Raw genomic sequence first — 13,995 nt, forward strand, 5'->3', positions numbered from 1 at the left:
GGCGTCTCGCCCGCATCAAGCGAAAGCTTTGCTTTCCTCTGACATGAGCGGGCCAGAGGCCCGCGCTCCCAGGGGTCACACTTCGTAGTCCAGGCCCCATTCGCCGTAGCGCATGCGGTCCTCGGCCCAGCGCTCCTTGACCTTGACGGTCAGGAACAGGTGCACTGGCCGCCCGGCGATCTCGCTCAGCTGCTTGCGGGCGCGGCTACCGATCATCTTGATGCGCGCGCCCCCCTTGCCGAGCGCGATCGGCCGCTGGCTCTCGCGCATCACGAAGACGGCGCAGTCCACGCGCGCGCTGCCGTCGGAGCGTTCCTCCCAGGTCTCGGTCTCGACCGCAGCTTCGTACGGCAATTCGTCGTGCAGCTGCAGGAAGACCTGCTCGCGCACGATCTCGGCGGCCAGCAGGCGCATCGGCATGTCGGTAAGCTGATCCTCGGGGAAGAGCCACGGCCCCGCCGGCACGGCGCCCGCCAGCCAATCGGCGAGGTCGCCGACACCGTTGCCGGTCTTCGCCGATACCATGAAGGTGCGCTCGAACGGATGGGCTGCGTTGGCTGCCGTCGCCAGCGCCAGCAGCTTGTCACGCCGGATGAGGTCGATCTTGTTGAGCACCAGCACGGCGGGCTTGCCGATTTCGCGCAACCGCATGGTGATGGCGCGCACCTCGTCGCCGAAGCCGCGGGCGGCATCGATCAGGAGCGCCACGAGATCGGCGTCGGCGGCGCCCTGCCAGGCAGCACGCACCATGGCGCGCTCCAGGCGGCGCTGGTGGCGATCGTGGATGCCGGGCGTGTCGACAAAGGCGATCTGCGCCCGCCCGCCGCCGGGCACGTCACGCATCGCGATGCCCAGCACACGGGTCCGCGTCGTCTGCGCCTTGGGAGACACAATCGACACCTTGCCGCCGACCAGCCCGTTCAGCAGCGTCGACTTGCCGGCATTGGGCGCTCCCAGGAGCGCCACGAACCCGGCGCGGGGGCTGCCGCTGTCAGCGGTATCGGTCATGGCGGCGGTCGAAACGGTTCACGAGACACAGAGGCCACAGAGAACGTGAGCGCACCTTCGGCACGCAGCGGGAGTCTTTCATCTCTGTGTTCCTCGGTGTCCTCTGTGCCTTTGTGGTCAAAATTTCAGGCGATCACTTCAGCGCGCCCAGCATGGCAGTGGCCGCGGCGCGCTCGGCTTCGCGCTTGGTCTTGCCGTTGCCATGCGCCGGCGTCCGGCCCCGCACCACGACTTCCATGACGAACTGCGGCGCATGGGGGGGCCCTTCGCGGCCCACCTCGCGGTAGCTCGGCAGCGGCAAGCCGCGGCCCTGGGCCCATTCCTGCAGTGCCGTCTTGGGGTCACGCGGCGGCTTGGGATCATGCTCGATGCGGGGCAGCCAATAGCGCTCGACAAAAGCGCTCGCCGCCGGCAGACCACCATCGCGATACAGGGCCCCGATCACCGCCTCGCAGGCATCAGCCAGAATGGCCGGCTTATGACGGCCGCCTGTCGCCTCCTCCGAGTCGGCCAGCGTCAGTCGCCCGCCCAGTTCGATAGCGCGCGCCACATCGGCCAGGGTTTCGGCCCGCACCAGCGCGGCGTGGCGGCGCGCCAGTTCACCCTCGCTTTCGTCGGGGAAGCGGCGGATCAGCAGATCGGCCACGGCCAGCGACAATACGCGATCACCCAGGAATTCCAGCCGCTCGTTGCCGTGCCGCAAATCGATGTTGCGGCCACGCTGGCGATCGACGGCACTGCGATGCGTCAACGCCTCGCGCAGCAGATCGCGATTGGCAAACGTATGTCCGAGCGCCGCCACAAAGGCCTGCCCGGGATCATCGCCGCCCGACGTGTCACGTCCCACGCCTCCCCCCTTCGTGGCCGACTTAACGAATGCCATGAAATATGCGGCTGAACCGGATGGCCTCGGGCCACTTCCACACTTCCCACAGCGATGCCGATCCATCATGCGAGAAGAAGATGAATTCGGCCCGGCCCACCAGGTTCTCGATCGGAACGAAACCGACCTGGCTGCTGAGCACGCGGCTGTCGGCCGACTCGTCGCGGTTGTCGCCCATCACGAAGACGTGTCCCTGCGGCACCAGGAACTCACGGGTGTTGTTGGGATCGTCGCCCGCTTCCTTGGGTGCACCCAGGGGCCTTTTCTTCTGGATGAAGTGCGGCGTGCCACCGGGCAGCACCTCGACATAGATCTGACCATCGCTCGAGCCGCCGGCTGGCCGCGGACCAACTTCCTGCGCCGGGCGCATATCGACCGGCTTGTCGTTGACGAACAGGACGCCGCCCTTCACCTGGACGCGGTCACCGGCCACACCGATGATTCGCTTGATGTAATCGGTGCGGTTGTCGCCCGGCCACTTGAAGACCGCGACGTCGCCGGCATGCGGCGGACGCTCAAGAACGCGGCCGGAAAACGGGGCCATCGACAGCGGGAAGGAGTGCTTGCTGTAACCGTAGGAGTACTTGGAGACGAACAGGTAGTCGCCCACCAGCAGGGTCGGAATCATCGAGCCGCTGGGAATGTTGAAGGGCTCGAACAAGAAGGTGCGCGCCACAATGGCGATCAGGACGGCGTAGACGACGGTCTTCACCGTCTCCATCCAGCCGCCCGTTTGTTCTTTGCGACTCAGAGACTTACGGTTTTCCATTGCGTGCCCACGCGAGGTGCCGTGCCGAGGGTAGCAGGGCAGCGGGCGGGTATAGCAACAAAGGCCCCGGAAGTCTTGCCCTTAGCGCGGTTTGCTGCGGTGCCGGTCGGTCGCGCGGCGTTCTGGCGCGACAGCGAGCAGTCACTCCGGCAGAGCTTCGATAATCACGAAAGCCTGCGCCATCGGGAAATCATCGGTGATGGTGAGGTGGACCTCGGCGCGCATGCCGACCGGCGTGATGCTCTGCAACTGCTTCAACGCCCCGCCCGTGAGCAGCATCGTGGGCTTGCCGCTGGGCTTGTTGACCACGCCCATGTCGCGCCAGTAGACGCCGCGCCGCAGGCCGGTACCCAGGGCTTTGGAACAGGCCTCCTTGGCGGCAAAGCGCTTGGCGTAGCTGGCGGCCCGATCGGCGCGACCGTCCGAGCGCTTGCGCTCGACCTCCGTGTAACAACGATCGACAAAGCGCTCCCCATGCCGCTGCAGGGTCTTGTCGATCCGCCTGATGTCGACCAGGTCGCTGCCGATACCGATAATCATGGCCCCGGAGATAGCCCGTCACTCGGCCGGATGCCAGCCTGCCGACAGCGCGCACGTCCCGGATCAGTCGGTCGACGAGGAACCGCTGTCCGAGCTGCCGCTGTCGGACCCACCGCTATCCCAACCGCTGTCGGAGGTCGATCCGCTATCGGTATCGGCGCCACCGCCGGACCTGTCGCCGCCATGGCCAGTCGCCTCCGAACCCAGAACTGCGGATCCGATGGCGGCGCCGGCCGCAACGCCGGCCGCGGTGGCCACCATGGGGCCCGATAGGGAAGACGATCCGCCGGTCGCCCCATATGAAGATGATGACCGGTCGGGCCAGTTCGTATCGGTATCGGTTCGATCGTAGCCGGAGCCCGGCCTCCTCCGAGGCCGCCTGAGCGATCGTATGAGTGCAAAAATCAGCACCCCGGCTGCGACGACAATGAAAAATGGCAGATCGAACGGCATGTCGCTTCCTTTACCTCGGGGTGCCGCAGAAACGTCCACTCGGTCGTTTTCTCACGGCACGGCAAATATGAGCGAGCATTCAATCTCTTACTGACAGTGATGGCGAAATGAGTCAATGGATTTCCGGTCAGGCGGCGGTGTGCATCTCTGCACCAGCACCACGACGGGAACGAGGACGCATGCAATTGAACAGATCGTTGCCGCGGGTACGACGGCATGTGATCGCCGTGATGTATCTCATCAGCCTCGCGGGACTGATATCGGCCTGCGATGACAGCCCGCCGCCGGAAGCGGCGCAACGGGCCATCACCCACTGCGCGGACGCCGTCTGGATCAACGCCAACATGACCATGCCGACCATGCCCGACTGGATGAAACCCAAAGGCGGGCCGGACCTGCAACGCGTGGGTGACGCGGCACGGGCTGCAGTTCAGAAACGCGGCCAGGAGAAGGTGACGGCAGCCGTGCGCACGGCAGCGCGCGCCCGCAAGGGAGCCGGTGACTCGATCGACGTTGCCGGCGAGGCCCCGATAGGCGACGGCTTCCGGCTTCAGTTCTCCTGCACCGTGGACGGCGACAAGGTCACGTCCGCCAAGGCCAGCATGGTCAGCGGATCGTAGCCGCGCACGATCGCCACGCGATCAGTTCTGGCGGCCGGTCTTGCTTTCCGTCGGCAAGGCCGTACCGGAGGCCCAGGCGGCGGCAAGCGCCTCGACCTCGGCGCTCAATGCACTGATGGTCGCGGTGCTGGAAGGCGCCGTCGGTATCAACGATGGCATGCGCGACCATCCTGCTTGCCCAACGACAACCTTTTCTCGCCGCAACCGTCGCGGCACGTCGTGCGGTGGGACGTGCTACCCCAGTGATCGCATCAGCCGGATTCACATCGAGCGGGTACGCGTGATGCGTTATCGCTGACATGCCATCGCCAGGCGGCCGTAGGCCGACTCGGTACGAAAAGACATGCTCTGCGCCGTGTAACCGGTCAGGACGAGGTTGAACGGTGTGTTGCCGCTTTGCTTGAAGGCCTGGCCGCGACCGACGATTCCGCCCTGCTCCACCTGCCATTGACCTTGGGCCTGGAACGGGTCGTTGTAGCCGTTCGTTTCGGCATAGTAGACACCCTGCGCTTCGAAGCTGCCGTTGCCGTACAAGGCCAGTGTGAAGGTATAGCTGTAGTTCTCGAAGCGGTTGTTCGATACCGTCTGATTGACGAGCTGACACCGCCATTGACCGACGTATTGTTCGGCCTGCGCGTGCGCCGGACGCGCGGCGACGTCGAGACCCGACGCCACCCCGATCAGCACCCCGAGAACGCTGCCCAATCTCTCAAGCCCTACAGCAAAACGCATGTCCGTCCCACCCAACGCTGATGCAGCCCGCCAGCGATCCGCCGGCAGCCTCATTTCATCGCCCACGGCTCGCGTGTGTCAGAGGGCATCACGGGGCATTGCAGGATAAATTGGGGCACTGAGCGAAAGACGCGCGTTCAAGCGCGACGCCGCGTTGAAACTCAACGGCATGTCGCGTCAGGCTGCTTCAATCTGCGGCCAGGATCAGACCGCACTGCGTCAGGCGGCAGCCGCGACCTCGACGCCGGTGTCGTTGTAGCAGGCGCCCTCGGCCAGATCGGCGCGCTCGTCGGCCGACACGAGCGCACTGATCGTCTGCCCGGTGGTGCTGGTGGCCAGCCAGGCACCCTTCTCGGACGCCACCACACCCGGCGGCACGGCGTCGGTCACCAGCAGTGGCAAGACGACCTCGCCCAGGTCGTTCCACACCCGCACGCTCTTGGCGTGCTCCAGGCGGCGCCTGCGGGCATCGTCCGGGTGCATCATCAACGGCGGGGCTTCAGCCGGCGCACCGCCATGCCCCAGCAGGGTCGACGAAATGCGCTTGTCCGAGGCCGGCGAAATCAGCGCCAGCGGGAACCGACTGGTGTGCGGCCGGAAGGCCGGCAATCGCGCCGCCGTACCCCAGCGCGTGGCCAGCGTGTCGGAAATGAGCTCGACCTTGCCCGACGGTGTTGCCGGCATGACGTTGTCGAACAGCGCCAGCGGCCGGCCATCGGGCGCCGTCATGCGCAATGCCTGGCTTGTCGGAATGCGGCTCGGAACCACACCGCGCAGTCGCGGATGACTGCCGTCGACGGCATCGTCCATCAGCATGCTGTCGCTGGCCGCGAAGCAGTCGTCGTCGAAACCGAAACGCCTTGCCAGCCGGCGGAAGATCTCGGTGTTGGGCAATGACTCACCGACCGGTGCAATGACGGCCTCGGCCCGCTGCAGCCAGTGATGGCCGTAGGCGCCGTAGAGATCGTCGCACTCGAAATGCGTCGCCGACGGCAGCACGACATCGCAATAGTGCATGCTTTCGGTCATCGCGATCTCGATGCCGACCAGAAAGATGTCGTCCCGCGCCAGGCCACGCTTGAGGCGGTTCTGGTCGGCATGCACCACGAGCGGGTTGTGGTTGTAGATGAAGAGCGCCCGCAAGGGCGGGTCGATGTCATCGCGCTCGAGGTGGCGACCGACATCCAGGATGTTCAGCGTGCGCGTGCCGGCGGGCATCAGATCGGGCCGCTGCAGCTTCGCCATGGTCTTGGGTACGGCGTGGCTGGCGCCCAGCACGATGCCGCTGGTGGCGCTCAGCTTGCCCATCAACGCCGGCAAGGCGATCGCCGCACGTATGCCGCTGCCGCCGTTGCGACCGCGTTCCAGTCCGTTGCCCGGCGCCAACACCAGCGGATCGGCATCGGCCATCCACCGTGCCAGCTGGCGGATGTCGTCGGCTGGCACGCCGCAAGCCTCGGCGGCGGCGGCGATCGTCCACGGCCGCGCCTGGTCCATGAACGCGGAGTAACCCTCGACGTGCCGCGCGATGAACGCCTGATCGTGAGCGCCGATACGCTCGAGTTCGACTGCCAGCGCGAACCCCAGCACGACGTCCGTGCCCGGCCGCAGCGCCAGACGCAGGTCCGCCTGCGCCGCGATCTTGGTCCGCAGAGGATCGATCACCACCAGGCGCCCGCCCTTGCGCTTGGCGGTGCGGATATTCCGCACCAGGTGTAAATTGGAAACGGTCGCGTTGTTGCCCCACACGATGTTGAGCTGCGCATCCGCCGCGGCATCCGGGCCGAGGCCGGGAACCGCGCCATAGGTGCCGCTCCACGCCTCGCTGCGCACGCCGCCGCACAAGGCACGCCGATAGAGCTGCGAGGCACCCAGCTTGTGAAAGAACCGCAACGACATGCTGTCACCCGACAGCAGGCCATGCGGTCCGGCGTAGTTCAGCGGCATCACGGCTTGCGGCCCGAAGCGCTCGATGACCGCTGTGACGCGCTGGTGGATGAGATCAAGTGCCTCGTCCCAGCTGGTGCGCTCGAAGCGACCCGAACCACGCGGGCCGACGCGCTTCAGTGGAAACTGCAGGCGGGCATCGCCATGCACGAACGCATCCGTATGATGGGCAACCTTGTTGCAGATGACGCCGTCGGTATAAGGCAGCGCCGTCGAGCCGCGCACCTTCACGATGCGGCCATCATCAACGGTGACCGTCAGGCTGCAGGTGTCGGGACAATCCAGGGTGCAGACGCCGGCGCGTTCAAGAACAGCCATGGTCGACTCCGCTCGGTTCGGCGCTACCCGCCGTTGATGCCGCGCGCCTTGTCCATGAGGCGGCGCATGTGCGTGAGGCTCTCCTTCCAGCCGATGAAGATCGCCTCGCCCACCAGGAAGTGGCCGATGTTCAGCTCCATCACCTCGGGGATGGCGGCAACTGCCTCGACATTGTCGTAGGACAGGCCATGGCCCATGTGGCACTCCAGCCCCAGCGTGCCGCAGGTGGCGGCCGCCTTGCGCAACCGCTCCAGTTCCGCCGTGCGTGCCCCACCCTCGAGTTCACAATAGCGGCCGGTATGCAGTTCGACCACCGGCGCGCCCAACGCCACGGCGGCATCGAGTTGGCGCCGATCGGGCTCGATGAACAGCGACACGCGGATACCGGCTTCGCGCAGGCGCGCCACACGCGGTGCCAGGTGATTGTGCTGGCCCGCCGCATCGAGACCGCCTTCGGTGGTGCGCTCCTCGCGCCGCTCCGGGACGATGCAGGCCGCGTGTGGCTTGTGGCGCAAGGCGATGGCGACCATCTCGTCGGTCGCCGCCATCTCGAAGTTCAGCGGCAGCGGCACCTCGCGCACCAGGCGTTCGATATCGGCATCGACGATATGGCGGCGATCCTCGCGCAGATGCGCCGTGATGCCATCGGCGCCGGCCTCGGCCGCCAGCGCCGCAGCGCGGACCGGATCGGGATGATGACCGCCGCGCGCGTTGCGCACGGTTGCCACGTGATCGACATTGACGCCCAGACGGATACGACGCGTGCTCATGCCGGACCTTCTGCAGTAGCGGGCGGCGCCAAACTTAGGTGCGGCCCTGCGCGGCGTCCGCCGCGAACTTGTCCGCATTGTCGCTGGCTTCAGCCGAGCGGTGCTGCCTTGGAGCCGACCAAACACTCATCCACCGCGCGCGGCCTTGACTCGGACGGACAACAGGCAGAGGCTTGTACTGTCTGTTCGTCCCCCTTGCGCGCCGCTAGCGCGAACGAAGGGTGGCGCTGCTGGCAGCGCGGGACGGCAGGCGGCGCGACAACCAGCTCGGGAGACATGCCACGCATGGATACTCCACCGGGCCAGCGACCCGGGTCTCGTTGAGCATTCGGCGGGACCATGACCTGGACAGTCGATCGCATTCCTTGGCCAAGGACACTCCGGGTCATCGACAATCACGACTGACTTGACTAGAGCGAACCGACGACCAACGCCTTTGGCCAGGTGTTGGAGACGCGGTGCGAAATAGGCCACTCTCCACGAGCGGCCTGGGCAAGAGGCCCACCGAGCCCCGCTTCCCGACCCGTTCGGGACGGGGCTCATCATTTGGGGATCACGCCCTCAAACGCCGAAGACCAGATCCGGTGTTGTCTTCAGGCGCGCGATGTCACGCCGCGGCGGCGCACCGAACAAGCGGCCATATTCGCGGCTAAACTGCGAGGGGCTGTCGTAGCCAACGGCATGACCTGCCGTGGCGGCATCGGCGGCCTCGCTCAGGATCAGGCGGCGGGCTTCCTGAAGCCGCAGCTGCTTCTGATATTGCAGCGGACTCATGGCCGTGACGTTCTTGAAATGCTGATGCAGAGCCGACGGGCTCATGCATGCCTCGGCAGCGATCACATCGATGCTGAACGGCTTGGTGAAGTTGTGCTTGATCCAGCCGATGGCGCGATTGACCTGCTGCAGCTTGCCGTCGGCGAATGCAATCTGCTGCAGCCTGGCCGCCTGCTCGCCTGTCAGGAGCCGATAGAGGATCTCGCGCTCCGCCAAGGGGGCGAGAATGGCGATATCGCGTGGCGCCGCCAGCAGCCGTGCGAGCCGGGTTGCGGCATCCAGAAGGTCCGACGTCATCGCGCTCAGTCCCAGCGCCGGCGCGGGTTGCCGGTGTTCACGGGCGCGCACACCGGTTTCCAGCAGCAAGGCCCCCAAGGTCGCGGGATCAAGATCAAGACGCAGGCAGAGATACGGGCTCCTGGGGCTGGCCTTCAGGACCTGGCCGATGACCGGCACGTCGACCGACACGATCAGGTACTGCGCTTTGTCATAGACATGGATCGCGTCGCCAACGATCACCTGCTTGCGGCCCTGCGCGACGAAACACACCGCCGGCTGATGCAGCACGTGCAGCGGCATGGTCGGTCGCGACGCGCGGATCAGGAACAGGCGCGCAATGGGCGTGGCATGAATGCCGTCCTTGCCGGCGAATCGTTCAATCAACTCGGCCAGTTCGAGTCCTGCTTCCACGCGCCGCGCTCCAACATTCTCGTGATCGGATCTCATCCCGCAGCATAGACGATCGCGGCCTGCAAGCCGATCACAACACCGCGACCCTGGAGGATCAGGCAAGAACCGGCCAGTTCCGGTCTACCGCCCCGGCAATCACCGCGCCCACAGTCCCTCGCATCGACCGGTGCGCCGCGCCGGCTCAGCTACCCGGGACGCCATGCCGACATTGAATGAGAAAGTCATCGCCATCACCGGCGCCAGCAGCGGCATCGGCGAGGCCACCGCCAGGCTGCTGGCGCAACGCGGCGCCCGCGTCGTCATCGGCGCGCGACGCACGGCGCGCCTCGAGACGCTGGCAGCGGCGATCACCGCCGATGGCGGTATCGCGCGCCTGCGTGCGCTCGACGTGACCGACCGTACCGACATGCAGGCATTCGCCGCCTTCGCGACGGACGCGTTCGGGCGCCTCGACGTGATGGTGAACAATGCCGGCGTCATGCCGCTGTCGCCGCTATCGCTGCTGAAGGTCGACGAATGGGACCGCATGATCGACGTCAACATCCGTGGCGTTCTGCACGGCATCGCGGCCGCGTTGCCGATCATGCAGGCGCAGGGCACGGGCCAGATCGTGAATATCTCGTCGATCGGCGGTCACGCCGTCTATCCGACGGCTGCGGTCTACTGTGCCACCAAGTTCGCCGTGCGCGCGATCTCCGACGGCCTGCGCCAGGAGACCGACAGGATCCGGATTACGGTGGTCAGTCCCGGCACCGTTGAATCGGAACTGGCCGACAGCATCTCGGACCCGCAGACACGCGAGGGCATGCGGGCATTCCGCAGGATCGTCATCAGCCCCGATGCGATCGCACGCGCCGTCCTGTTCGCAATCGAGCAACCCGACGATGTCGATGTCAGCGAGATGATCGTTCGCCCGACGGCAAGCCCCTATTGAGCATGAGGAACACCATGACCATGAAGTACGTGATCGCAACCGCGGTGATCATCGCCGCGACCGCCCCTGCGGTTGCCGATCCGCTCAAGAGCGAGCGCCGCCAGCGCGGCGAAGCGGTGGTCGGGACACTAAACGCAGGCAAGAGTCAGCCGGCGCTCGAGGCATTGCGCCAGGAGTTCCCTTTCCTGGCCGATGCGATCACCGACTACGCTTTGGGCGATGTCTGGTCACGGCCGGGCCTCGACCCGCGGACGCGCCAGCTGGCCACGGTGGCGGTATTCGCCGCGCTGGGCAACCGGACGCAGATGAAAATCCATGCCGGCTACGCGCTCAACGTCGGCGTCGCGCGCGATGACCTGAAAGAGGTCATCTACCTGACAACCGTCCATGCCGGCTTTCCGCGCGCCATCGATGCCGCACAGACGTTGATCGAGCTGTTCGGAGAAAGAGATCGGGCTGGAGAATCGCGATGAACGCCTCGAAGAACCGGACAGTACGCCGCCGCCACGTGCTGCGTGCGATGAGCGCACTAGCCGCTGGCGCCGTCGCCGCGGAGGCCGCCACCACGACCGCGAACGCACAACAGGGGGCTCCCATGGCGGATCAGCATTTCGTCGGCATGTGGGTGACCGCTGATGGCCATGTCCGTCTCGAACTGCGGTCGGACGGACGCTACGACGAGGCCCGCGGTACGCGCAAAAGTGCCTATACCGGCCGATACTCGGTGCGCGGCGACGTCCTGCACTTTGTCGATGATTCCGGCTTCACGGCGACGGGCCGCGTGGTCGATGGCACGCTCACGGTTGGACCTGACACATTTCGGCGTGAATGACAGGATATCCTCTGGCCGATTGACGCTGGCGATCCCAGGTAAGGGCCCATGAACGACATCGATATCGAGCAGATTGCAGCATGGGTGGTTCATCGCGGCCTGACCGGCGCCTCGGAGACCGACCTGATGGATGGTTTTTGCGCCCGCTGCAGCGCAGCCGGCCTCGAACTGTCGCGCGGCCTCGCCATCATTGACACGCTGCATCCCACGTACGAGGGGCGCGCTTTCCGCTGGCGCAACGATGACGTCGAGGAAAGCGCCCTCATCGAGTTCGGTCCAACCAACGAAGGCGAGGCGGCGGAGAACTGGCAGAAAAGCGCTTTCTATCACATCCTGACGACCGGGGCCGATGAGATGCGCTGCCCGCTGGGACCGACCGACCCGGTGAACTTTTCGCAGCTTCAGATGCTGCGCGAGCAAGGGCAGACGGAATACTTCGCGCTGATACAGCGCTTCGCCGACAAGGGCACGATCGGCGAAATGGATTGCTTCTACTCGTCGTGGACGACGGCACATCCCGATGGTTTTCGCGAATCCACCTTGGCGGCCCTGCGCCGGCTGACGCCGTCGCTGGCGCTGGCGATCAAATGCGCATCGCTGACCCGCATCGCCGGCACCCTGGTCGAGGTCTATCTCGGCCAGGACGCCGGCCAGCGCGTGCTGAGCGGCCGCATCTCGCGCGGCGTGGCCGAGCGCATCAGCGCCGTGCTCTGGTTCTCCGACCTGCGCGGCTACACCGCCATCACCGACACCGCCCCTCCCGACGAGGTCATTCCACTGCTGAACGACTATGCGGATGCCGTCATCACATCGATCCGCGAGGCCGGCGGCGAGGTGCTGAAGCTGATCGGCGACGGCACGCTGGCGATCTTCAAGTCCGACGACCGGGCCGAGGCCTGCCGCGCCGCGCTGCGCGCCGAGGCGGCGCTGCGCGAGCGCCAGCGTGCACTCAACGCGCAGCGCATGGATCAGAACCGGCCGGTGACGTCGGTCTATCTCGGCCTGCATATCGGCGACGTGTTCTACGGCAACATCGGCAGCCACGACCGCCTTGACTTCACGGTCATCGGTCCGGCCGTGAACGAGGTCAACCGCATCGCCTCGATGTGCCGGTCGGTCGACCGCCCCGTCGTGCTGTCGTCCGAATTCGTGACGGCAACGCCTGACCCGGAGCGCAGGAACCTGGTATCCGTCGGCCGCTACGCGCTGCGCGGTGTCGGGCGCGCGCAGGAGCTGTTCACCATCGACCCCGCCTTGCTGTGAAGCATCGCTACGGCGGACGCGTGCGCCGGAAGCAAAGGACACCGAGCGGTCGCACGTGATAGCTTCCCCGCATGAGGGGAGAGCCGTGAGCGAGGTGCGGGTCGAACGCCGGTTGGCGGCGATCGTCTGCGCCGATGTGGTCGGCTACAGCCGCCTGATCGGCGCCGACGAGACCGGCACGGTGGCGGCGTGGCGCGCCCATCGCGAGGCGATCCTGCCCATCGCGACCAATTATCGCGGCCGACTGGTCGGCACGCAGGGCGACGGGTTGCTGTTCGAGTTCGCCAGCGTCATCGATGCGGTGGCGGGCGCACTGGCCATCCAGGCCTGCATGGCCGAGCGCAGCCTGGCCGAACCCGAAGACCGGCGCTTCCGACTGCGGGTGGGCATCAACCTGGGCGACATCATCGTCGAGGGCAGCGACATCCTGGGCGACGGGGTCAACGTCGCGGCGCGGCTGGAGGCGCTGGCCGATCCCGGCATGATCTGCGTCTCGGATGTCGTGCGCGAGCAGGTCCAAGGCAAGCTGCCGGTCGTGTTCGACGACCTGGGGCCACGCTCGGTCAAGAACATCGCGCGCGCCGTGCATGCCTGGCGCGTGCGGCCGGCCGGCAGCGTACCGCCACCGGCCAGCGCGGCTGCGACAGCCGCGGACACACCGGCGCCGCCACCGCGACGATCCGTGTCGCGGCCGGCGATCATGACACTGGCCGTGCTGCTGGTGCTGGGCATCGCGACGCTCGGCACCTGGCTGGGCGGGACCTGGCCATGGAGCGGCACATCGCGGCCCACGGGGGTCGCCATCATGGTGCTGCCGTTCGAAAGTCCGACCGGTCAGGATCAGGAATATTTCAGCGACGGCATCACCGAGGACATCATCACGGCGCTGTCCAAGATGGCGGCCCTTGCCAACCAGCAGAACCTTCGTGTCATCGGCCGCAGTACCTCGTTCTCCTGGAAGGGCCGCAAGATCGACGTGCGCCAGCTGGGCCGCGAGCTGGGCATCACGCACGCGCTGGTGGGCAGCGTACGCCGCGAGGGTGGACGCCTGCGCATCTCGGCAGAACTGATCGATGCCTGGACCGGCCGTTCCGACTGGGCCGAGCGCTATGACCGCGATACCGGTGCCGTGTTCGATATCCAGGACGAGGTCACCGGCAAGGTCGTGAGCACATTGATCGCCATGCTGGATGTTACGTCCGCCGGCAACAATCCGATGGGCAGACCCAGCGGCAAGGGCGGCACGCCAGGCGCCGAGGATTCTGAGGAGCGGCAGCGACGCGAAGAAGCGGAGGCGCGCGCAAGAGCCGCCGAGGCGCGTCGCCGCGAGGATCAAGCACGCAAGCAGCCCGAGCGTGGCCCCCAGGCGCCGCGGCCGGCGCCCGATTCCACCACCTCGCCGCCGGCGCCGTCGGCACCTGCCCCCGCGCCCAAGGCGGCGCGGCCATCGTCGCCCGTTCCG

Annotated in this window: 16 protein-coding genes; 7 read left to right on the top strand and 9 right to left on the bottom strand. The window is 66.5% G+C overall.

Going from position 1 to position 13,995, the window contains the following annotated elements:
- Nucleotides 1-75 precede the first annotated feature (75 nt).
- From era to acpS, 4 genes are all read right to left on the bottom strand, one after another.
- Entirely contained in the window at nt 76-1,008 is a 933-nt protein-coding gene (gene era, locus FQU96_RS25275; protein ID WP_146544128.1) for a GTPase Era, read from the bottom strand.
- A 133-nt stretch (nt 1,009-1,141) separates the two neighbouring features.
- Complete coding sequence (gene rnc, locus FQU96_RS25280) at nt 1,142-1,855, bottom strand: ribonuclease III (protein WP_255468524.1); 714 nt, start codon at nt 1,853-1,855, stop codon at nt 1,142-1,144.
- 22 nt (nt 1,856-1,877) lie between these two features.
- Nucleotides 1,878-2,612, bottom strand: coding sequence for a signal peptidase I (gene lepB, locus FQU96_RS25285; protein WP_255468525.1), 735 nt, complete (start codon nt 2,610-2,612; stop codon nt 1,878-1,880).
- 189 nt (nt 2,613-2,801) lie between these two features.
- A complete protein-coding gene (gene acpS / locus FQU96_RS25290) occupies nt 2,802-3,200 on the bottom strand; it encodes a holo-ACP synthase (RefSeq protein WP_146544130.1) in 399 nt (132 codons plus the stop codon).
- Here acpS and FQU96_RS25295 point away from each other — a divergent pair.
- Together FQU96_RS25295 and FQU96_RS25300 are read left to right on the top strand one after the other, a co-directional pair.
- Nucleotides 3,199-3,552 carry a hypothetical protein gene (locus FQU96_RS25295; RefSeq protein ID WP_146544131.1) on the top strand — a complete coding sequence of 118 codons (354 nt, stop codon included), beginning with the start codon at nt 3,199-3,201 and terminating at the stop codon, nt 3,550-3,552. The genes acpS and FQU96_RS25295 overlap by 2 nt on opposite strands.
- A gap of 280 nt (nt 3,553-3,832) precedes the next feature.
- Nucleotides 3,833-4,273 carry a hypothetical protein gene (locus FQU96_RS25300; RefSeq protein ID WP_146544132.1) on the top strand — a complete coding sequence of 147 codons (441 nt, stop codon included), beginning with the start codon at nt 3,833-3,835 and terminating at the stop codon, nt 4,271-4,273.
- Between the two features lie 21 nt (nt 4,274-4,294).
- Here the strand turns inward: FQU96_RS25300 and FQU96_RS42265 are convergent, their stop codons facing one another.
- The 5 genes from FQU96_RS42265 to FQU96_RS25320 form a co-directional block, all read right to left on the bottom strand.
- Nucleotides 4,295-4,432, bottom strand: coding sequence for a hypothetical protein (locus FQU96_RS42265; RefSeq protein WP_178130697.1), 138 nt, complete (start codon nt 4,430-4,432; stop codon nt 4,295-4,297).
- 129 nt (nt 4,433-4,561) lie between these two features.
- On the bottom strand, nt 4,562-5,005 hold the full coding sequence (locus tag FQU96_RS25305; RefSeq protein WP_146544133.1) for a hypothetical protein: 444 nt from the start codon (nt 5,003-5,005) through the stop codon (nt 4,562-4,564).
- A 219-nt stretch (nt 5,006-5,224) separates the two neighbouring features.
- Complete coding sequence (locus FQU96_RS25310; protein WP_146544134.1) at nt 5,225-7,270, bottom strand: molybdopterin-dependent oxidoreductase; 2,046 nt, start codon at nt 7,268-7,270, stop codon at nt 5,225-5,227.
- A 23-nt stretch (nt 7,271-7,293) separates the two neighbouring features.
- Nucleotides 7,294-8,040: a pyridoxine 5'-phosphate synthase gene (locus FQU96_RS25315; protein WP_146544135.1), complete on the bottom strand. Its 747-nt coding sequence runs from the start codon at nt 8,038-8,040 to the stop codon at nt 7,294-7,296.
- Between the two features lie 561 nt (nt 8,041-8,601).
- A complete protein-coding gene (locus FQU96_RS25320; RefSeq protein ID WP_255468527.1) occupies nt 8,602-9,504 on the bottom strand; it encodes an AraC family transcriptional regulator in 903 nt (300 codons plus the stop codon).
- 199 nt (nt 9,505-9,703) lie between these two features.
- Here FQU96_RS25320 and FQU96_RS25325 point away from each other — a divergent pair, with 199 nt between their 5' ends.
- From FQU96_RS25325 to FQU96_RS25345, 5 genes are all read left to right on the top strand, one after another.
- On the top strand, nt 9,704-10,438 hold the full coding sequence (locus FQU96_RS25325) for an SDR family oxidoreductase (protein ID WP_146544137.1): 735 nt from the start codon (nt 9,704-9,706) through the stop codon (nt 10,436-10,438).
- Nucleotides 10,439-10,458: 20 nt separating this feature from the next.
- The gene (locus FQU96_RS25330) at nt 10,459-10,911 is read left to right on the top strand and encodes a carboxymuconolactone decarboxylase family protein (protein ID WP_146544153.1); all 453 of its coding nucleotides are present in this window, start codon (nt 10,459-10,461) and stop codon (nt 10,909-10,911) included.
- Nucleotides 10,908-11,270: an Atu4866 domain-containing protein gene (locus FQU96_RS25335; protein WP_255468528.1), complete on the top strand. Its 363-nt coding sequence runs from the start codon at nt 10,908-10,910 to the stop codon at nt 11,268-11,270. Before FQU96_RS25330 ends, FQU96_RS25335 begins: the two co-directional genes overlap by 4 nt.
- Nucleotides 11,271-11,318: 48 nt before the next feature.
- Complete coding sequence (locus FQU96_RS25340; protein ID WP_146544138.1) at nt 11,319-12,533, top strand: adenylate/guanylate cyclase domain-containing protein; 1,215 nt, start codon at nt 11,319-11,321, stop codon at nt 12,531-12,533.
- Between the two features lie 85 nt (nt 12,534-12,618).
- Nucleotides 12,619-13,995, top strand: a 1,377-nt coding sequence (locus FQU96_RS25345; protein WP_146544139.1) for an adenylate/guanylate cyclase domain-containing protein, incomplete at its 3' end; no start/stop codon positions are given.

The organism is Reyranella sp. CPCC 100927, from assembly GCF_007859315.1.
Classification (GTDB): Bacteria; Pseudomonadota; Alphaproteobacteria; order Reyranellales; family Reyranellaceae; genus Vineibacter.